General features: G+C 62.6%; 15 protein-coding genes and 1 pseudogene. 2 read left to right on the top strand and 14 right to left on the bottom strand.

Annotation, left to right across the window (positions count from 1 at the left end; genetic code table 11):
* The first annotated feature begins 18 nt into the window (after nt 1–18).
* The gene (locus IC231_RS09555; RefSeq protein WP_190785007.1) at nt 19–2,568 is read left to right on the top strand and encodes a type IA DNA topoisomerase; all 2,550 of its coding nucleotides are present in this window, start codon (nt 19–21) and stop codon (nt 2,566–2,568) included.
* A 111-nt stretch (nt 2,569–2,679) separates the two neighbouring features.
* Nucleotides 2,680–2,889 (top strand): DUF2905 domain-containing protein, encoded by a 210-nt coding sequence (locus IC231_RS09550; RefSeq protein ID WP_262892760.1) that lies wholly within the window; start codon nt 2,680–2,682, stop codon nt 2,887–2,889.
* An 8-nt stretch (nt 2,890–2,897) separates the two neighbouring features.
* Here the strand turns inward: IC231_RS09550 and IC231_RS09545 are convergent, their stop codons facing one another.
* The 14 genes and pseudogenes from IC231_RS09545 to IC231_RS09480 form a co-directional block, all read right to left on the bottom strand.
* Complete coding sequence (locus tag IC231_RS09545; protein ID WP_190784300.1) at nt 2,898–4,697, bottom strand: prolipoprotein diacylglyceryl transferase family protein; 1,800 nt, start codon at nt 4,695–4,697, stop codon at nt 2,898–2,900.
* Between the two features lie 384 nt (nt 4,698–5,081).
* Complete coding sequence (locus IC231_RS09540; protein ID WP_190784299.1) at nt 5,082–6,554, bottom strand: SDR family oxidoreductase; 1,473 nt, start codon at nt 6,552–6,554, stop codon at nt 5,082–5,084.
* An 80-nt stretch (nt 6,555–6,634) separates the two neighbouring features.
* A complete protein-coding gene (lysA, locus tag IC231_RS09535; protein WP_190784298.1) occupies nt 6,635–7,783 on the bottom strand; it encodes a diaminopimelate decarboxylase in 1,149 nt (382 codons plus the stop codon).
* Between the two features lie 99 nt (nt 7,784–7,882).
* Nucleotides 7,883–9,217: an aspartate kinase gene (locus tag IC231_RS09530; protein ID WP_190784297.1), complete on the bottom strand. Its 1,335-nt coding sequence runs from the start codon at nt 9,215–9,217 to the stop codon at nt 7,883–7,885.
* Nucleotides 9,218–9,601: 384 nt separating this feature from the next.
* A pseudogene (locus tag IC231_RS09525) lies at nt 9,602–9,847 on the bottom strand (DUF5958 family protein); the annotation flags it as partial.
* 196 nt (nt 9,848–10,043) lie between these two features.
* A complete protein-coding gene (locus IC231_RS09520; RefSeq protein WP_190784295.1) occupies nt 10,044–10,877 on the bottom strand; it encodes a hypothetical protein in 834 nt (277 codons plus the stop codon).
* Between the two features lie 81 nt (nt 10,878–10,958).
* Entirely contained in the window at nt 10,959–12,317 is a 1,359-nt protein-coding gene (locus IC231_RS09515) for a M20/M25/M40 family metallo-hydrolase (RefSeq protein WP_190784294.1), read from the bottom strand.
* A gap of 304 nt (nt 12,318–12,621) precedes the next feature.
* The gene (locus tag IC231_RS09510; RefSeq protein WP_190784293.1) at nt 12,622–14,052 is read right to left on the bottom strand and encodes a beta-ketoacyl synthase N-terminal-like domain-containing protein; all 1,431 of its coding nucleotides are present in this window, start codon (nt 14,050–14,052) and stop codon (nt 12,622–12,624) included.
* A complete protein-coding gene (gene bioA, locus IC231_RS09505) occupies nt 14,045–15,376 on the bottom strand; it encodes an adenosylmethionine--8-amino-7-oxononanoate transaminase (protein WP_190784292.1) in 1,332 nt (443 codons plus the stop codon). Before bioA ends, IC231_RS09510 begins: the two co-directional genes overlap by 8 nt.
* Before the next feature lie 346 nt (nt 15,377–15,722).
* Nucleotides 15,723–16,343: a dethiobiotin synthase gene (bioD, locus tag IC231_RS09500; protein WP_190784291.1), complete on the bottom strand. Its 621-nt coding sequence runs from the start codon at nt 16,341–16,343 to the stop codon at nt 15,723–15,725.
* Between the two features lie 39 nt (nt 16,344–16,382).
* Complete coding sequence (locus tag IC231_RS09495) at nt 16,383–17,234, bottom strand: acyl-CoA thioester hydrolase/BAAT C-terminal domain-containing protein (RefSeq protein ID WP_190784290.1); 852 nt, start codon at nt 17,232–17,234, stop codon at nt 16,383–16,385.
* Between the two features lie 74 nt (nt 17,235–17,308).
* Nucleotides 17,309–17,881 (bottom strand): Crp/Fnr family transcriptional regulator, encoded by a 573-nt coding sequence (locus tag IC231_RS09490; protein ID WP_190784289.1) that lies wholly within the window; start codon nt 17,879–17,881, stop codon nt 17,309–17,311.
* Between the two features lie 76 nt (nt 17,882–17,957).
* Entirely contained in the window at nt 17,958–19,106 is a 1,149-nt protein-coding gene (locus IC231_RS09485) for an aminotransferase class I/II-fold pyridoxal phosphate-dependent enzyme (RefSeq protein WP_190784288.1), read from the bottom strand.
* A complete protein-coding gene (locus IC231_RS09480) occupies nt 19,106–19,699 on the bottom strand; it encodes a hypothetical protein (RefSeq protein WP_190784287.1) in 594 nt (197 codons plus the stop codon). The genes IC231_RS09485 and IC231_RS09480 overlap by 1 nt, the downstream gene beginning before the upstream one ends.
* Nucleotides 19,700–19,759: the final 60 nt, after the last annotated feature.

Below are 19,759 nucleotides of genomic sequence, written 5' to 3'. Positions count from 1 at the left end.
ACCACGAGCATCTACGAGTTGAAAGTCTGCATTGCCGAAAAGCCCAGCGTGGCCCGTGAAATTGCCAGCGTGCTGGGCGCCGACCGGCGCATGGACGGCTACTACGAGGGCAACGGCTACCAGGTCACCTGGACGTTTGGGCACTTCTGCCAGCTGCGCGAGCCCGAGGACTACCGCCCCGAGTGGAAACGCTGGAGCATCCACGACCTGCCCATGGTACCCGAGCAGTTCGGCATTAAGCTCATGCGCCGCGACGACGGTGTGGTGCGCCAGTTCAACGTCATCAAGAACCTGCTGGCCAACGCCGAGGAAGTGATAAACTGCGGCGACGCCGGCCAGGAAGGCGAAGTCATTCAGCGCTGGGTGCTGATGGAAGCCAAGTACCGCAAGCCCTTCAAGCGCCTCTGGATTTCCTCGCTCACCGAGGAAGCCATCCGCCAGGGCTTTCAGAACCTGCGCGAAGGCTCGGAGTTCGATAATCTCTACCAAGCCGGCAAAAGCCGCGCCGCCGGCGACTGGCTGTTGGGTTTGAATGCTACTCGTTTGTTCACGCTCAAATATGCGCCCGGCCAGCGGCAGGTGCTCAGCATCGGGCGCGTGCAGACGCCCACGCTGGCGCTGCTTGTCGACCGCTACCACGAAATCCAGAACTTCCGGCCCGAGCCGTACTGGGTGCTGCGCACCGAGTACCGCGGCACCATGTTCAGCCACGTGGCCGTGCTGATAAAGGGCAAGGACGACGACGAGCCCGACGAAAAGGCCCGCCTGAAAGCCCGCGGCTACTTCGTGACCCAGGAAGAAGCCGATGCCGCCCTCGCCCAGGTGACCGGCCAGCCCCTGACGGTGACCAACGTGGAAATCAAGAAGGCGCTGGAGAGTCCGCCGGCGCTGTTCGACCTGACGGCGCTGCAGGTGCAGTGCAACAACCAGCTGGGCCTCTCGGCTGAAGACACGCTCAAAACGGTGCAGGGCCTCTACGAGAAGAAAGTGGTGAGCTACCCGCGCGTCGACACCACCTTCCTGCCCGACGACCAGTACCCCAAAATTGCGGGCATCATGCGCGGGCTGGGCGGCGCGCACGCCGCGCTGGCCGCGCCGCTGCTGGCGGCCCCCAAAATCCGCAAGAGCACCAAGGTCTTCAACAACAACAAAGTCACCGACCACCACGCCATCATCCCGACCGGGGCCAGCGCCAACAGCCTGCACGGCACCGAAAGCAGCGTGTATGACATCATCGTGCGCCGCTTCCTGGCCGCGTTTTACCCCGACTGCGAAGTGTCGAACACCACTGTGACGGCCGACGTGGCCGGGCGCACGTTCCGCGTGCGGGGCCGCCAGATCCTGAGCCCTGGCTGGCGCGAGGTGTACGGCGACCCCGAGAAGCAGCAGGCACCCTCGGCCCCGAAAGCGGTTGGTGAAGGTGACGACGACGTGGTGAGCACCGTGCTGCCCAGCTTCGTGAAAGATGAAACCGGCCCGCACAAGCCCCGCCTCGACGCCAAAATGACCCAGCCGCCGCGCGAGTACTCGGAGGCCATGCTGCTGCGCGGCATGGAAACCGCCGGCCGCAACGTCGACGACGAGGAGCTGCGCCAGGCCATGAAGGAAAACGGCATCGGCCGCCCCTCCACCCGCGCCGCCATCATCGAAACCCTGTTCAAACGTGGCTATATCCGGCGCGACAAAAAGAAGATTGTGCCCACGCCCACCGGTGTCGAGCTGATTGGCCTGATTCGCAACCCCACGCTGAAATCGGCGGAGCTGACCGGGCAATGGGAGCGGAAGCTGCGCCAGATTGAAGGCGGCCAACTGGAATCGGGGCAGTTTCTGGGCGAGCTGCAGCAGCTGGTGCGCGAAATGGTGCACGAGGTGAAGCAGGACGGCTCGGGCCGCGGCATCAGCATCCACAAGCCTGAGTTGGCCGACCTCACCGGCCAGAAAGCCGGCGCTACCGCCAAAGCCAGCCCGCCGAAAGTCGCCGCTACGCCCGCCGTACCGGGGGCGCTGGGGCCGTGCCCGGCCTGCGGCAGCGGCCACGTGCTGCGCGGCAAGTCGGCGCTGGGCTGCTCGCGCTGGAAGGAAGGCTGCCAGTTCCGGCTGCCCACCGAGTTCGAGGGCAAAAAGCTCACCGACAAGCAAGTAGGCGAGCTTCTGAAAAAGGGCCGCACGCCGGTCATGAAAGGCTTCGTGGACGGCATGGGCCAGAAGTTCGATGCCGCCATTCGCCTCACGCCGGCCCGCACGCTGGAGTTGGTGCGCGCCGCCGAAAGCAAGCCCACCACGCCCCAGGACCCCGGCCAGATTCCGTGCCCGGTGTGCCGGCTGGGCCAGATGCTGCGCGGCAAAAGCGCCTGGGGTTGCTCCCGCTTCCGCGAGGACTGCCAGTTCCGCGTGCCGTTCGAATGGGGCGGCAAAACCCTCACCGACACCCAAATGAACCAGCTGCTACGCAAAGGCAAAACCGGCGTCATCCGCGGCTTCGTATCCGCCAAAACCGGCAAGAACTACGAAGCCGTGCTGCAGATTAATCAGCAAGGCCGGATCGAGCCGGTGTTTGGACAAGGGTAAGTTTAATGCGAATCCTTCGCTTTGCGCACCATATGTGCCGCATCAGCTATTTGGCTTAACAATACACGAAGCCCTGCTACGCCGCTTTCTATGCAGCCTCAACCTGGTAAAATGCTTGTCATTCTAGGCCTCATTGTCGTAGCCTTTGGCGCTTTTCTGTGGCTGGGAGGCGGCAGTTTACTGATTTGGTTCGGCCGGCTGCCCGGCGACATCCGCATTGAGCGGCCGGGGTTTCGGTTCTACGCGCCCATCGTGTCGATGCTGCTGGTAAGTGTGGTGCTGAGCCTGCTCCTGTGGCTGGTGCGGCGCTTCGGTGGCTGAAGCCAAGACTACCGATTGTGGGGCGGTAGTACGTAGCGCAGCTGCACGTGTGCTTGCCGGAACTCGCGGCCACCCAGCGTGAGGTAGGGCTGCACCTGCCAGCGCGGGCTGATTTGCAGGCTTGATTCAACGAAGAATGCTTTATCATTTACATCGGGAGGCGTGGGGTAGCCACTACCAGTGGACATACCCAGCAGCACGCTATAGCGTCCGCTCGAACGGAACCGGGAACCCACCGCTACGCGTAGTGCCGGATTGCCGAGACCTTGGTTGGGCGTGTTCACGTCGCCTTGCACATATAAGTACTCGCGCCGCCCTATCCAGGTGGTGAAATGAGGTGCGGCCACGAGTGGCTGGTACGTGTCGCCGGCTGTTTTGCTGTATCCAAGAGTACCCAGCAGGAGTCCGCCCCCGATTCCAAACCAGCGCCGATTCAGCATGTAGTGCGGATTGATGGCGAACAGAAAGGTCGATTTTACGGTGTCAGGCCGGCCGATGGTGTGTTGCTGGTCGCGGCCGACCATGAGCCGTAGCCCAGCCTCGTTCTCGGCTTCCGGACGCTCGTCAGGTTTCCAGGTGCTCGAAACGTCTACGCTGACGGACTGGTACTTGTGGCGAAAAGGTTGGGTGGGAGGGGGGCTGCCGCATCCCTCATTCTCATACGGCTGCTGCTCCCGTGCAAATTCGCCGTTGCCGCCACCCACCGTAACCGACCAGTGCTGTTTGTTGCCGGTAGTATCGGCCGGCACCTGGTTGGTGAAAAGCAGCACCGCGGCCAGTGCGGCCAGCGGAAGCCCGGTCCGTTGCGCGGCCAAGGCACCCCGCAAGATGGTGGCCGTAGCCAGTACCACCACGGCCAGCAATACGGCTTTTACTACCAGCAATTCAGGCAGTGTGAGGGCTCCGGCTGGGAGCAGCGCGGCAAATGCCAATAGTCCAAGAGCGCCAAGCAGATTCCGTACCGGCCGGTTTTCGGGTGCTTCATCTGGTGTGGGTGTAGCATATCGGATCAGCCAGAGCCAGCTACCCAGCAGAAGCACAGCACAGGGCAAAAGCAGCCATTGCAATTGGAGCATCTGCAAGCGGCCCAGCGCTACGACAGACGAGCCTACCGGTTCGCCAGCCGGGTCGCGCCAGAACTCGATGAGCAGCCGGCCCACCACTAATAACCCGGCCTGCAACAACGCCCGGCTGCCCGCCGGCCATTGGCGGTGGCGCGTCAGATGCAGCACAAGCCACACACCGGCGCATAGTAGCAGGGTATAGAGCTGAGTTGGGTGCACCGCCAGCGAATGCGCGGCATGGGTGTCCAGCAGGCCCTGCTGGAGCTGCAATTGGTACGGCAGCGTGCCCGCCGCATATGTCAGGCCCCAGTTGCCATCTGTAGGAGCCCCGAAGCAGCAGCCTGTGAGCAGGCACCCGATGCACTGCACCACCAGCCCCGCGCAGAGCGGCCCCGCAAATGCATCCACAATGTGCCAACTGTAGCCCAGCCACCGCCGCAACACCAGCAGCGCCCCCACGAAGCCCAGGCCACCGCCCAGCACTGACCGGGCCGTAGAATCAGGCCAGATGCCGTGCAATAGCGCCGGCCATGCTCCGGTGGGCAGTGTAATCAGCTTGGTACCCACAATAAAGGCCAGCGTGCTGGCCGCCAGCAACACCAGCCACGTCTGCAACGGGTAGCCACGCCGATAGCCCGCATGTAGCAGCAATAGCAGCATCAGCCCAAAGGCCAGCAGGTAGCAGCTGGAATAGTAGTGGTGCCCCACGGGCGAGGGCAGCAACAGGGTAGTCGAACAGAGCATAGACTAACGGATAAAGCTGCCGGAAAACTGCTGCTGACTCAGCGGTATCAGCATTTTCGTGGACCAGTCAAGCCTCGGCTTCAGTACGAAAATGCAGCACAACTGGCAGTGTGAGGAACGGCTTATGGTAAAGCGGCCCCAACAGTGGCAACGGAAGCTAAGCTACTTTTCCATCACCCGACTTCCTCTCCAATTATTGCAGTAATCAGACTTTATAGAATGATGATTTTTATTAATATAATATTGAATATCAATAAATTAAAGACATGATTTGGGGATATCATCAGCCAATGATATAAATAGCTGATTTCGGGATTAGTAACGAACTGCCCAAGTGGTTGCTGGCCGCAGAACCGGAGCAAATCTGGCTACCCGGCCAGCAGGCTACGCTACGACTGGCACTTGCTCTGGTGCCTCATACTGCACGATATTTTCAATCATGCCCTTGAAAATGATGAAATGAAACGGCACCAGCGAGTACCAGTAGAGCCGTCCGGCCAGGCCCTTGGGGCGGAAAGCCGCCAGTTGTTCCAGCGTGTGGGAACCATCTTCGTTATCGAGGATGCGGAACTGCAGCCACGCTTCGCCGGGAAGCTTCATCTCGGCGTAAAGGAGCAAGCGGCGGTTGGCTTTGTCGGCCACGAGTACGCGCCAGAAGTCGAGTGGGTCGCCGGCGCGGAGCTTGGTAGGGGAGCGGCGGCCACGCCGCAGACCCGGCCCGCCTACCATTTTGTCCATAATGCCGCGGATACGCCAGAGCCAATCCACTTTGTACCAGCCCCGGTCGCCACCGATGCTCCAGACATTCTGCAGCACCTGTTGCGGGTCGCGGCGGAAACGCAGGGTCTGGCGGTCGGTGAGCAGGCCGTACTGTGGTATCTGGATGTGGTCCATGTAGTTGCGGGGCATCTTGCCGCTGCTCAGCGCGTCGCTCCAGCTACTCACTACTTCATTCTGCTCGATGCGCTGAAAAGCCAGTTGTACCGTTTCCGTGTAGCCCATACACTCGTGCGGCAGCACCGCCGCAATGCTGCGTTTCGGGTCGGCTACGGTGTCGTTGCGCAGGCTTTCCACGAGACTTTGCGCCAGCGAAAACGAGGTGCTTGTTACCAAAAACAGCCACCACGACGACAGCCGCGGCGTGAGCACCGGCACCGTGATGATGTAGCGCCGGTAGCCACGGACCTGTGCCAGCTGCAGCAGCATCTCGCGGTACGTCAGCACATCGGGGCCGCCAATATCGAAGGAGCGCCCGTAGCAGGCTTCGTTGCCGAGCACGCCGGTTAGGTAGAACATCACGTCGCGGATACCGATGGGCTGGCAGCGCGAGTTCAGCCAGCGTGGCGTAATCATCACGGGAAGCTTCTCCACCAAGTCCCGGATAATCTCAAACGACGCCGACCCCGAGCCGATAATGATGCTGGCCCGCAACACCGTAAGGGCCGCCTGCGCCTTGCCCAGCACCTCTTCCACGCCTTTGCGGGAACGAAGGTGTACGCTCAGGGCCTGGTCGTTGGCGATGCCGGAAAGATAAATCACCTGCCGAGCCGTGGTGCGGTTTAGATAGGCAGTAAAGTTGCGCGCCGACTCCTGCTCCAGCTGGAAAAAATCCTTGCCGTCGCCGCTCATGGAATGCACGAGGTAGTACGCCGCCTCAATGTCGGTGGGCAATTCCTGTAGTGACTCCGGCTTGAGCAGGTCGCCTTGTGCCACCGTCACGTGCGGGCGCTGGCTTTCCGGCAGCTCAAAGCGGCGCGGGTCGCGCACGAGGCATACCACTTCGTGGCCGGCTTCGATTAAAAGCGGCAGCAAACGTTGGCCGATGTAGCCGTTGGCACCAGTGAGCAGGATTTTCATGAGCAGGCAGGGTAGGTGGTATAGTGCTAACTACCGGACCGCAATAGAGTTGTACGTATTGCGTATTGCCTGCCGGCTGCTTAGCCTACATACACGGCGGCAGCCTTCTCGCGCAGGTTGTAGCCCGAGGACATGACTTCGCCGTAGGCCCCGGCCGAGCGAATGGCCACCAGGTCGCCACGCCGGGTCTTTGGTAGTGCCAGCTCCTTCCCAAAGCTATCCGACGACTCGCAGATGGGGCCCACCACGTCGTAGATGTACCGGTCGCCGTCGGGGTTCGAAAGGTTCTGGATGTGGTGGTAGCTGCCGTAGAGGGCCGGGCGCATTAGCTCGGTCATGCCCGCATCAAGAATAGCAAACTGGGTCTGCTGGCTTTGCTTCACGTAGAGCACCCGGCTCAGAAGCGTGCCGCATTGCGCTACCACGGCCCGGCCCAGCTCCACATGCACCTGCTGGCCCGAGCGGCGCACCAAGTGCTTCTCAAACATTGAGAAGTAGCCTTCGAAGTCCGGAATCGGGTTCTCATCAGGATGATGGTAGTCGATGCCGAGGCCGCCGCCTACGTTGAGGTGCGGCAACGTGTAGCCCTGGTCAGCCAGCCAGGTTTGCAGCTCGTTTAGCTTGCGGCTCAGGTCCGCAAAAACGGTCAGGTCCGTAATCTGGGACCCGATATGCGCGTGCAGGCCCACCAGCTCCAGATTCGGCAGCGCGGAAAACTGCCACACCACGGCCGGTAAATCAGTCAGGCTGATGCCGAACTTGTTGGCTTCCAGGCCCGTGGTGATGTGCGGGTGCGTGTGGGCGTCTACGTTCGGGTTGACGCGCAACGCTACCCGCGCCGTGCGGCCCTGCGCGCCGGCCAGCGCATTCAGTACCTGCAGCTCTTCCCCCGACTCGGCATTGAAGCACCAGATATCGGCGGCCAGCGCCCGGTTGATTTCCGCATCGGACTTGCCCACGCCGGCAAACACAATGTGGTCCGGCGCAAACCCCGCGTCAAGGGCGCGCTGCACCTCGCCACCACTCACGCAGTCGGCTCCCAGGCCAGCGGCTTTGATGCGCGCCAGCACCGGCAGATTAACGTTGGCTTTCAGGGCGTAGTGGGCCTGAAAACCGCGCGGTTTTGCGGCCTGCTGCAGCGCGGCCAGGGTACGGTCCAGCAGGGCCAGATCGTAGTGGTAGAAAGGAGTGGGCTGGGCCAGAAGCTCCGGCGAAAGGGAAAAGGACATGTAGCGTAGGCTGCGGTCCGTGCCAGCCACGAAAGTCGGCACAGAGCTAAGGAAATATCAGGTCAAAAAATCAGGAGTTCAGCTCGCGCGCACTGCCGCTCAGGTGGTTGCCGGCCGCTGAAACAGGCCGGCATTCAGTGCTTTCAGGGCGCGGGTTTTGTCGGAAGTATGCACCAGCAGGCTGATGTTGTTGGGCGAGCCGCCGTAGGAAATCATGCGCAGCGGCACATCGACCAGAGCATTGAACACGAGGCGGGCCGCGCCGTTGGTTTCCTGAATCAGGTTGCCGACGAGGCAGATGATGGTTTGGTTCTCATCCACTTCCACCGTGCCGAAACTCCGCAGCTCCTCCAGAATCTGGGGCAGGTGAGTGGCGTCGTCGATGGTGAGTGACACGGCTACTTCGGAGGTCGTAATCATGTCGATGGACGTGCGGTGCCGCTCAAACACCTCGAACACGCTGCGTAGAAAACCGTGCGCCAGCAGCATGCGGCTCGACTTGATTTTGATGGCCACCAACCCGTCTTTCGCCGCCACCGCCTTGATGGCCTCGTTACCGGTTCGGGTGGAGATAAGCGTGCCGGGTGCCTCGGGCTGCATGGTGTTGAGCAGCCTTACCGGAATGCCATGCTTGGCGGCGGGCAGAATGGAGCTGGGGTGCAGAATCTTGGCTCCGAAATACGCCAGCTCGGCAGCCTCATCAAACGACAGCTCGCGGATAGGATACGTGCCTTCCACCACCCGTGGGTCGTTGTTGTGCAGCCCGTCGATGTCGGTCCAGATCTGGATTTCGTCGGCGTCGGCCGCGGCCCCAATCAGCGAGGCCGAATAGTCGGAGCCGCCGCGCTTGAGGTTGTCGGTTTTGCCGTGCGCGTTGCGGCAGATATAGCCCTGCGTAATAAACAGCTGCTGCTCCGGATACCGGGCCAGCTGCACTGCCAGATGCTCCCGGATATAGGACGCATCCGGCTCCTCGTTCTGGTCGAGGCGCATGAATTCCAGCGCTGGCAGCAGCACGGCGTCGCGGTGCAGCACGCCGGTCAGGTAATGATGGAACAAACAGGTGCTCAGCAGCTCGCCCTGGGCCAGAATCACCCGCTCGCCGGAGGCTGAAAGCGGCTGCCGCGTCAGGTCGAACAGGGTACGGAACACGCCGTCGAGGTCTTTGATGGCTGCCGCTGCTATACTGGCTTCGGGCAGCAACTCATGCGCTATCATGTGGTAGCCCTGGCGCATAATTTCGATACGGGCCGTAGCGGCTGCCACGTCGTTGGAGTAGAGCAGGCGGGCAATATCCACCAGGGTGTTGGTGGTGCCGCTCATGGCCGACAGCACCACAATGCGCCGCTCCTGGGGCAACTGAATCAGCTCTGCTACCTCGCGCATCCGCTGCGCCGACCCGACGGACGTGCCGCCAAACTTGAGAACTTTCATGAAAGGGATAAACGGGAAATCAGCAGAAAAGGACAAACAAAAAGCGCCGGCCCAAGAGGACCGGCGCGGAGAGTTCAGAGAAGCAACGAGGCGCAATGAACGGGTGCGACGGTCAGGCCGGAATCCGTTTCTTGCATTTCTTGACCAACACGCACGCGCACTTCGCTCCGGCAGCAGCCAGCGGCATCAGAACGACACGGGAGTTGGTAAGGTACATGGCAGATAAGCGCAGTATCGGACCAGGGCCAAAGAGGCGTCTGGTTCCGCAAAGAAAGTACACAAATAGCATTTGGCCAGCCTTGGAGTGAAAAAAAGCGCCTGACGCGTCGGGGCGGCCACTCACTGCGTTGCTTGGTTACGGCCAGCAGCAGCGCCGCATCAGTCTCAGCGCAGCGGCGGCAGATGGTGCCAGTCGTGCGTGCACCCGGTCCGGCACGCGGTGCGGCGGCGGTGCGCATCGGCCACGCTGAACAGGCTCAGCAATGCCCGAAAGGCATTCGGATACTCCGGCGGCGGTAGTTTCTGGATGCGGCGCAGGGCTTCCGCTACCCCGTGGGCCCGCAGCAACACCAGCGGGGTAGCAGTGGGCTTTACTTGGGCTTCCGACAAGGCCTGCCGCACCAGCGCCGGGCTGGGCCTGCTGAATGTATTGGCACAAGGTGTTCAGCTGCGCAAGCTGGCCTGCTGCGTCAAGGGTCGCAAACCACGCCCATGCCTATTCCCACGGCAGCTGCTGCTGGGCCAGGCGGTTGAGCACATGGTCGGGAGCGGGTTGCATAGTGGAGGTGTCAGCTGAAATGAAATTGACGCCGGAAGTTGTGCCTCTTTACCGTCTGGGGGCAGGTATTTTGGTTTTCCGCTCACTCATTTTGGCAGCAGCCTGTTCCGGCCTAGGGCCCCGGAACGAAATAGGGCGGCCGGTAGCGAGGCTGCGGTTGCCGGCTGCATCAAGCGCCTCAAACGTTACGGTACAGTCTTCACTTGGCCCAAAAGCGAAATTGCCGCCACACGTAAACCAGCCGATTCCCAGTTGATTTTGCCAGGGCGTGAGGTAGCTGACCACCGGTTGTGCCTGCCGCGCGCTTCGGATGGTGGCCCGCACCAGCACCGGCGAGGCGTCCAGCATCGGGTAAGAGAATTGCACGAAGTTGTTGATTCCCTCACTGTTGCTGGAGTACTCCTTGTGCAGCACAGCAGGCGTGGCTGTCCAGCGCGGCGCCTGCGTATCGGACAGAGCACTACTGACGCGCCAGCGGTGCGCAATAATGAGCTGGTTGCTGCCAGCCCTGGCACGCTGCATTCTGAACAAGCTGTAGCCAGCGGGCGGCGGCAGGCTGGTGCGCAAGTGGTATACCGTATCGGGCAGCAATGGCCGCACTGGCTGCATTAGTACTTGTAGGTCGCTGCTGAGAGGGTTAACTGTTTGGTCCAGTAGCAGCAACGGCACTGAGTCGTGCTTCGACCACAGATACACCTGTGTCTGCCGCCCAAAATCGAGGATGGCTAAGCGGCCATTAGTGCGGCTACCAGCGGAAAACAGGAACAGCTGGCGTGGCTGGATGGTCGCGGCAGCATACTCATCCGGCCACACGGCAATGTCTCGTTGTTCTACGCACTCAGCATATACCGGCCAAGGCCCGGTGCTCAGCAGAAGCAGCAAAATGAGCCGGAAAATACAACGCATAAGGATAATCAATGGTAGCTGGCAGATAATGCTTTTCGGAATGTATCCAACGCCGCGCTACCGCACCGGCTTCGGCAGCACCGGCAGGCTCTCGTGGCCCTCGGCGTCCACGCTTACCACTCCGAAGATGAAATTGTCCTTGCTGTGGGGCAGGTCAGCTTTGGTGTCGGTTACGAAGAACTTCTGCTGCCACTCGGGGGCGCTGGTTTCGCGCATCAGCACGTAGTAGCCGGCTGGCTTTTCGCCGTTTTTGGGAGCCTGCCACTGCAGTTCGGTGCGGTTGGTCAGCTTGGCGGTGAGCACGCCCACGTTTTCGGGGGCGGCGGGGGCCAGTGCCAGGGAAGCCAGGGTGGCCAGGTTCACGCCGGTATTTTTGCGCAGGTAGGCAAAGTCCATGAACTTGGCGTGGTCGCCGTACTCTTCGCCGTTTTCGGTGCGCAGGTCCTGGTGCTGGTGGCGGAAATCCTCGTTCATCTCCGAGAAGCGGACCGCCGTGAAGCCCTGCTGGTTGAAGGGCGTATGGTCGCCGCCGCGCAGGAATCGGTCGGGGCGATATTCCAGCACCACCTCGTGGCCGGGCACGTATTGCTGACAGGCGGTGCGGGTGTAGCGGGCCAGGTTGCGGCTTGGTGAGTCGTTTTCGCTGCTCAGTGTGCGGCGCACGCGGGCTTCGTCGGGCGTTTCGGTGGCGGGCACGCCTTCGCTGAACACGCGCAGCTGGGTGGTGTTCCTGATTTCGGGGTCGTGGCCGGTGGAGTTGCCCATGATGTCGTTGTTGAGCATCGCCACCAGGTTCCAGCCTTCCTTTTTGGCGCGTTTGGCCAGGTAGGTGGAGCCGTAAAGACCCTGCTCTTCGCCCTGCACCGCCACGAAGATGATGGTGGCCGGAAACTGCTGCTTGCTCATCACGCGGGCCAGCTCCATCACGGCTACCGTGCCCGAGCCGTCGTCGTTGGCGCCGGGCGCGTCGGCGGTGGCGTTCATCACGTCCGACACCCGCGAGTCGATGTGGCCGCTCACGATGAACACGCGCTTATCGGTGGGGTCGGTGCCGGGGAGGGTGGCCATGACGTTGGCCATCAGCACGGGCCGGTCGATGCGGCGGCCGTCGGGCTTGATGGTGAACGTATCCTGCTCCACTTTGAGCCGGCCGCCGCTGGCTTTGCTGTACTTACGGAACTCGCCTTCCACCCAGTTGCGGGAAGCCCCGATGCCACGCTTTTTGCTTTTGGTGTCGCTCAGCGTGTGCCGCGTGCCGAAGCTTACGAGCTTATCGATGTCGTCGCGCAGGTTCTTTTCGGATACTTCCTCCACCATCTTCAGGATAAGCGGATTGGGCGTGGTGGCGGGCTGGGTCTGGGCCAAGGCCGGGGCAGAAAGACCGAGGGCCAGCAGCAAAGGGAAAAAACGACGCATAGACGGTGGTTGGGGTGTGGAAGGCTATAGACGCAGGATTGCCGCCAGTGTTGCGGGGCGGGGAAGTAGCGCAATAAGACCGTCATTCCGAGCGAAGGCGGAGCCGCAGCCGAGGAATCTCGCGTGCTGACGTTGTGACGAGAACCGCTCCGTAGCCCAGGGTTTAAACCCTGGACTAGTGAATCGTTCAGGCGAAGCGGGAGAGATGCTTCGGCTGCGCGGACGCCAGATCAAGCATGATAGCTGGTTTGGCAACGTCAGCACGCGAGATTCCTCGGCAAGCTCGGAATGACGTTCTTACGCTTTATCCTCTCAGCTCCACCACTACGCTGGCTGCGTTGCCGCCGAAGCCGGCAGCATTCACCAGAATACGCCGGATGGGCTTGTCAACTGCCGATGCCAGATCGGTGGCGAAGGGGGCGGCCGGCCACTGTTGGGTTTCCAGCACGTGGCAGGCGAAATCGAGACTGAGCGCGGCAGAGGCGCCCAGCGTGTGGCCCAGCAGCCATTTGTTGGAGAGCAGTAGCGGCAGCTCCGGGCCGAAGATAGCACGTAAGGCGGCCCGTTCGGCGGCGTCGCCGGCGGGGGTGCCGGGGCTGTGCAGCACCACCGCGTCGATGTCGGCCGGGCCTACACCAGACTGCGCCAGTGCCTGCTGGATGGCTTGCTGGAAGTGCCGGCCCTCGGGCGAGAGGCCGGTTTTGCTGCCGATGGCCTCGAAGCCGAAGCCCACGCCGGCCAGCACCAGCAGTGGGCTGGTTTCGGCGGTGGCCTGGGCGGCGGAAAGCTGTTCCAGGGCAAACACGGCCGCGCCTTCGCCCAGCACGAAGGTGGAAGGTCGGCCCGCGCCGGGCCGGCAGGGCCAGTCGGCGGCGGGCAGGGGCGAGTAGATGCCAATGGCGCGCATCTGGGCCAGGGTGAAATCGGTGAGCGGGGCTTCGGTGCCGCCGGCCAGAAACCGGGTGGCCATGCCGGCTTTCAGCCAGGCCAGCGCGTTGCCCAAGGCCTGAAACGCGCTGCTACAGGTGCTGGAATGGCTGAGCGCCGCGCCGCCTTGCTGGCCGGCATCGTAGGCCACCCAACTGGCTACGTTGCCCAGCGTGGTAAGCGGCGAAGCGGCTACCGGCACGCTGCCCTCGGCCAGAAACCCAGCGTGAAACTCCTCCAGCCGCCCCGTGGCGCCCCGGCTGCTGCCGATGCTCACGGCTAAGTGAGTTGTTTGCTGGTTGTCAATTGTGGGCGGTTGGCTGTCGAACAGTGGGAGGATACTGTCAAGCTGCGGGGAATAGCTGTCAGGCTGCGGGAAACGTCTGTCAGCTTGCGGGAGATAAGTGGCAGGCTGCGGGGAATGACTGTCAAGCTGCGGGAGATAAGTGGCAGGCTGCGGGAGACAAGTGTCAAGGTGCGGGAGATGTCTGGCAGGCTGCGGGGCGTGGGTGTCGGGTTGCGGGAGCCAGCCGGCGGCGGCGGTAGCCTGGCGGGCGGCCAGCAGGGCCAGCAGCACGGTCCGGTCGAGCTGGCGAAAGGCAGACTGGCTACGGCGCAGGGTAGCTACAGCAGCTTCGGTGGCGGCGGGCAGGGCGGCCACGGGTACGCCGGTGGCGTGGGGCGTGAAGGGCGAGGCGGCTTCGAGCGGGGGCGTCGGCTCCAGGCCCAGCGCCGATACCCGGCCCCGGCCCCGAATGACTACCACCGGACCGGCGGCGTTGGCGGCGTTACCTACGAAGTTAGTCATGCAGGATTTCGGGCAGGTTGGGAGCGGGAATGAAGTCGAGTACCAACTCACGCATGCGGCGCAGCACGGTGTAGAGCAAACCTAGCTCCTCGTTGGTGGTGCAGTAGGGCGGCAGCAGGTACACCACGTTGCCCAGGGGGCGCAGCACGACGTGGTGGTCGAGGGCGAGCTGGTAGAAGGCGTCGCGGAGGCGGCTGAAGTAGCTGGTGCCCTCGCCGGGGTCGTACTCCACGGCCAGGATGGTGCCCCGGTGCCGCACCGCCCGGATGCCCGGCTGGCCCTCAATTTCCTGTCGAAACGCAGCGTGGGCTGCCTCAATGCGTTGGCGTTGGGCTGTACATTCGTCGGCTCGCGTCAACTCCAGACTTGCCAACGCAGCGGCGCAGGCTACCGGGTTGGCCGTGTAGGAGTGGCCGTGGAAGAGGGCCCGCATCTTGTCGTGGCTCAGAAACGCCTCGTACACCGGCGCGGCGCAGGTGGTCAGGCCCATGGCCAGGGTGCCGCCGGTGAGGCCCTTAGAGAAGCACATGATGTCGGGCTGCTCGGTGAGTAGCCCGGAGGCAAACAGCGGCCCGGTGCGGCCGAATCCGGTCATCACCTCATCCGAAATGCAGAGCACCCCGGCTTGGTGGCAGCGGCGTAGCATCTCGCTCAGCACCCCGGGCTCGTACATCACCATGCCCGCCGTGCCCAGCACCAGCGGCTCGAAGATGAAACCGGCCACATCGGGGCGCAGCAGCAGCGCGTCGAACTGGGCCAGCGTCTCGGCCTCGCGGCCCGGTACTGGCACGTCGAGAAACTCCACGTCGAACAGTAGGGGCCAGAAGGGCTGGGTGAAGGCCCCGCGGGCACTCACGGCCATGGCCCCGAAGGTGTCGCCGTGGTAGGAGTTCTGGAAGCAGAGGAAGGTGCGGCGCGCGGGTTGGCCCTGGTTGTGGAAGTATTGCAGCACCATTTTCAGGGCCACTTCCACGGCCGTCGAGCCGTTGTCGGAGTAGAACACGCGGGCCTGGTTGGCGGGCAGCAAAGCCAGCAGCTGCTCGGCCAGCTCCACGGCGGCGGGGTGGGTGAAGCCGGCAAACAGTACGTGCTCCAGGGTGCGCAGCTGCTCGCTTACGCGCTCCGCAATGGCGGGGTGACTGTGGCCGTGCAGGTTCACCCACCACGAGGAAATGGCGTCGAGGTAGCGGGTGCCGTCTTCGGCAATCAGCCAGCTGCCTTCACCCCGCACAATGGGGATGGGCAGCGGGGCAGTCTGCATCTGGGTATAGGGGTGCCACAAAACGGCGTGGTCGCGCTGGGCAAGGGAAGTAGGATGGGGCATTGCGGGTGGGGCCGGAGGTAGCGGCCGCTGCAAAGCTACAACCGGGCACGCGGGCGGTGGTTTGGCAGGTGTAGAGACGCAATATCTTGCGTCTCGTCGTTGCTGATGTTGCAGCGCCAGAACGCCTGTAGCCCGTCATGCTGAGCTTTTCGAAGCATCTCTACCGCTTCGTTGAAAATAGCTCAAGCGAAGCGGTAGAGATGCTTCGAAAAGCTCAGCATGACGTTCTTTAAATCTTCGGATTCTTCGATACTAACAGAATAGCCGTTGAGTGAGGGTGCCAGCACGCCAATCGTTCAACGACGAGACGCAAGATGTTGCGTCTCTACACTATGACAGCCGGTTTCTACAGCCCAAACCACGCCCGGAACTCGGCGGCATAGCGGCTGACTACGGCGGGCGTTACCTCGGGCTCGGGGAGGATGCGGGGCATAAGGGGGACGCCGGTGTGCTGCTGAATGAAGTCCTCGGTGGCGGGCGTGGGCTCACCGTTGAACACGAGGCCACGCACGCGCAGGCCGCGGGCCTGCAGGGCTTCCAGCGTGAGCAGCGTGTGGTTGATGCTGCCCAGGTAGTTGCGCGATACGACTACCACATCGAGGGCGAATTGCTGGGCCAGATCGGCCAGCAGGAAGTCGCGGGCCAGGGGCACCAGCAGGCCGCCCGCGCCTTCCACCAGCAGGTGGTTGTCGGTGGCGGGCAGCTGGAAATCCTCGGGGCGCAGGGTGAGGCCCTCGGCGGCGGCGGCGGCGTGGGGCGAGGCGGGCAGCTGCAGCCGGTGCCGCTCGGGCCAGAAGCGGCTGACGGGGTTCTGCACGAGGCTGCGCACGGTGGCCGCGTCGGTGGTGGGGGTGAGGCCGGCCTGCACGGGCTTCCAGTAGTCGGCCTGCAGGGCTTCGGTGAGAATGGCGGAAACAAAGGTTTTGCCTACGTCGGTTCCGATGCCGGTGATGAAGAGTCGTTCCAAAGGGAAAAGATGTTTAACAACGAACGAAGACTCAGGCGCCTATCGAGCCGGAAAGTTCGTGTGCAGAAAGCGAATGATGGCAGGAAAGTGCTTTAGCGGCGCGGCGTGCCCGCCTTCAATGGCTAGGTGCTGCTGCGGATAGCGAGAGTTGCGGCGCTGCAGTTGGTCCAGCATGTGCTCCGCCATGAGCGTGGAAGGGCACACCTCATCCTGAGTAGCCGATACCAGCAGCACCGCGCCCCGAATTTTTGCCACCGGAATCAATGCCTGTCGGACCGCGGCTGTGTCGGTGAGCATGGCCGCAAACGCAGCCCGCAGATTACCCTGCAACAGAAAGGGCACGGCGGCTTCATTCACGGGCACAAATGGTAGCTGCTGGCCCTTGTACGACCAAGCCGAAGTGGTGAAGTGGCTGGTGTGGCCCGGAAATGCAACATGGCTGCCCACAATGCTCACCACGCAGCGGATATCGGGGTAGCGACTGGCCAGCAGCAACGCCAAGTCGGCGCCGCGCGAACCACCAATCAGCGCGATTTTGCGGCCGTTGACTTGTGGGTGCCGGGTGGCCGCCTTAATAGCCGCGTACACCGTGTCGAGCGAAATACGGTCGAGCAGGGGCGGGGTACCGTCAGCTTTGAAATACCCTAGTGCCAAAAAAGCGTAGCCATCGGCCACCAGTTGCTCACGAGTGGGCTGCCAACGGGAACTGGCCCAGGCATTACCGCCTTCTGAGCCGCCCAAGCCTACCAGCAGCGGCTGCTGCCGGCCGGCGCCCACGTATAGCAGGCTCTGCACGCCGGGTGTCTTCAGGTCAATGGGTGCTGAAAGAACGGAAGCAGCTGAAAGCAGCAAGAACAGAAAAAACGCGACTGGAAGCAGAAGCTGGCGCATGGCAGGAGTTGGTTACGGGTTTCTGCAAAGGTGGTCCGAACCATCCTCCCTACTCTTTGACATAGATCAAATAATCACCGCGCGGCCCGAATGCGGCTCAGCGTTTCCTGCGTAATGCCCAGGTAGGAAGCCACCATGCCCAGCGGCAACCGATGTAGAATATCGTGGTGAGTGCGGCAGAAATGCTCGTATTTTTCCCGGGCGGAGGTGAAGCGCAACGAGGTAATGCGGTCCATCAGATGCCCGAAAACCGACCCCATGGACAGCCTGGCGTAGCGTTCCATTTCCGGAAAGTTGTCGAACAGGTAGCCCAAGTCCCGCATGTGCAGACTCAGAGTCTGTGTGGGCTCCAGTGCCTCAAGGTAGTAGATGTCCGGGGTTTGCTTAACCAGGCTGTTCGGCGAGTTTACCCATTCACCCTCGGCGCTGAAATACTCGGTTATCTTCTCACCGTCGTGCTGGTAATATAAGCGCACGAGTCCTCGCTGAATAAAGTCGCTGCGGGTACATACGCGCCGGGCATCGTGCAGTAGCTCGCCCTTATTGTAGCTGGCCGCCTGCACCCGTTCCAGCAAGGCCGTCCGCAACGGCTCCGAAACCCGGATGTATTGCCCGATGTGCAGGAGTAAGGCGTCGGCTGGTAGCATAGGAAGATGAATAATGTGGCAGCGGTTTAGGGTCACAAAGCTTCCCAGGCCCTGCGGCTGCCATGCGAAGCTGGGCTTATCGTTCGGGAGCTACCACGTGTTCCAGCACGGCTGCCAGTGCGTCAATTTCAGCCTTGGTAGTATACGAATGGATGATGAGCCGCAGCCGCTCGGTACCTACGGGCACAGTCGGCGAAACGATGGCGCGCACGTCAAAACCGGCGGCCTGGGCGGCGGTGGCCACAGCGCGCACGTGGGCCGGGCCGGGGGAATCAGCGAAGAATATTGGGTGAATCACGTGGCTTTCGGGAGGCACATGCAGGCTGGGTACGGTGTTCAAGCGGGCTTTCAGGTAGTCAGAGAGGGCAAACAGCCGGGCGCGCTCCGGGCCGAGGTCGGGCAGCACCGCGTAGGCAGCCGTGAGGGCCGCCACCGTGAGCGGAGGCAAGGCCGTGGTGTAGATGAAGGGCCGGCTGAAGCTCAGCAGGTAGTCGCGCAGCACGGCGGGGCCGGCCACGGCGGCGCCCTGGCTGCCCAGGGCCTTGCCGAAGGTGAGGATGCGGGCGAATACCGCCTCTTCCAGTCCCAGCTCCACCACCAAACCTTCGCCCTGGGGGCCGTAGAGGCCGTTGGTGTGGGCCTCATCCACCACCAGATACAGGCCCTGCTCCCGGCACACCTCGGCCAACTCGGCCAGCGGAGCCATGTCGCCATCCATCGAGTACAATGCCTCCACGGCCACGAATACGCTGCCGGTGGCGCGGGCCAGCTTGCGGCGCAGGTCGGCCACATCGTTGTGGCGGAAGCTCCAGGCGGTGGCAAACGAGCCCCGGATGCCTTCCTTCACGGAGGCGTGGGAGGCGGCGTCGTAGAGAATCGTGTCGCCGCGCTTGGGCACGGCGGCGAAGAAACCCAGGTTGGCCGCGTAGCCCGAGTTGAACAGCAGCGCGGCTTCGGCGCGGTGGAAACGAGCCAGATGGATTTCTAAGGCTTCAGCGGCGGCGGAGTTGCCGGTGAGCAGGCGCGAGCCGGTGCTGCCGGCGGGCGCGTGGGCGGCGGCCTGCACTGCTGCCCGTACCTGCGGGTGCCGGCTTAGCCCCAGGTAGTCGTTAGAGCTGAAATCGACGAGGCCGGGGGCGGGCGGGGGAGGCAGGCGGCGGCGGGTGCCGGCGGCTTCGCGCCGACCTAATTCTTCCTGCAGACGCTGGTGGAGAGGGGAGGACATTACTTCTTCTTTTTCTCGCCGGGAAGAGCAAACTGGCGCGGTAAGCCCAGCGAATCGGGCTGCCAGCCCAGCCGCTGCCGGGCTTCCTGCCGGACGGCCGTTTCTATCACCTGCTCATTGAGCATATCCAGGCTGGCTACGTGCAACGCCACATCAGGCAGCGCATCTTCATACAGGATGTAGGTGCGCTGCCCCAGCCAGTACCACATGCCGGCCACGTTGCCGGGTTTGGGTGGCCCATACTGGCGAGTCAGGTTCTGCAAAACAAGGCGGGTTTTCTGCTCCTTCTTGAACTGGTACGTGACGCCGATAAACCTGCCGCCCCGAAACCAGAATGCCGGATGCACTGGCTGGCCTGCTACCGTCACGGTGTCGGCTTCAGGAAGAAGACCATATACCCGGCTGGTTTTCCAGCGTTTGCCGGTGCCGGAAAATTGCGGCCGTAGAGTTGCTATGGTGCCTTCTGCGGCTCCCAACGGCACTCCGTGCACGGCATAGGCAGAATCAAGCGGCAGCAGGCGTTTGCCGTTGATGCCGCCTTGGGCAAGACTGGAAAACGGTAGCGCCAACAGCCAGAAAAGTGCTTTACTCACAGCAACAAAGAGAAAGTCGTACACAGACAAAACGCTCCTTAGGCGCAGAAAAGGCGGCCT

The sequence above is a fragment of the Hymenobacter duratus genome (assembly GCF_014698995.1).
Taxonomy (GTDB): domain Bacteria; phylum Bacteroidota; class Bacteroidia; order Cytophagales; family Hymenobacteraceae; genus Hymenobacter; species Hymenobacter duratus.
Note: the sequence above shows the minus strand (reverse complement) of the source record. Positions and strands in the feature narration are given on the sequence as shown.

Coding starts and splice junctions, on each gene's coding strand:
- IC231_RS09490 (WP_190784289.1), bottom strand. CDS start 17,881: ATGCTACCAGCCGACGCCTTACTCCTGCACATCGGGCAATACATCCGG.
- IC231_RS09515 (WP_190784294.1), bottom strand. CDS start 12,317: ATGCGTCGTTTTTTCCCTTTGCTGCTGGCCCTCGGTCTTTCTGCCCCG.
- IC231_RS09540 (WP_190784299.1), bottom strand. CDS start 6,554: ATGAAAATCCTGCTCACTGGTGCCAACGGCTACATCGGCCAACGTTTG.
- IC231_RS09495 (WP_190784290.1), bottom strand. CDS start 17,234: ATGCGCCAGCTTCTGCTTCCAGTCGCGTTTTTTCTGTTCTTGCTGCTT.
- IC231_RS09485 (WP_190784288.1), bottom strand. CDS start 19,106: ATGTCCTCCCCTCTCCACCAGCGTCTGCAGGAAGAATTAGGTCGGCGC.
- IC231_RS09510 (WP_190784293.1), bottom strand. CDS start 14,052: ATGACTAACTTCGTAGGTAACGCCGCCAACGCCGCCGGTCCGGTGGTA.
- lysA (WP_190784298.1), bottom strand. CDS start 7,783: ATGTCCTTTTCCCTTTCGCCGGAGCTTCTGGCCCAGCCCACTCCTTTC.
- bioA (WP_190784292.1), bottom strand. CDS start 15,376: ATGCCCCATCCTACTTCCCTTGCCCAGCGCGACCACGCCGTTTTGTGG.
- IC231_RS09550 (WP_262892760.1), top strand. CDS start 2,680: ATGCTTGTCATTCTAGGCCTCATTGTCGTAGCCTTTGGCGCTTTTCTG.
- IC231_RS09545 (WP_190784300.1), bottom strand. CDS start 4,697: ATGCTCTGTTCGACTACCCTGTTGCTGCCCTCGCCCGTGGGGCACCAC.
- IC231_RS09530 (WP_190784297.1), bottom strand. CDS start 9,217: ATGAAAGTTCTCAAGTTTGGCGGCACGTCCGTCGGGTCGGCGCAGCGG.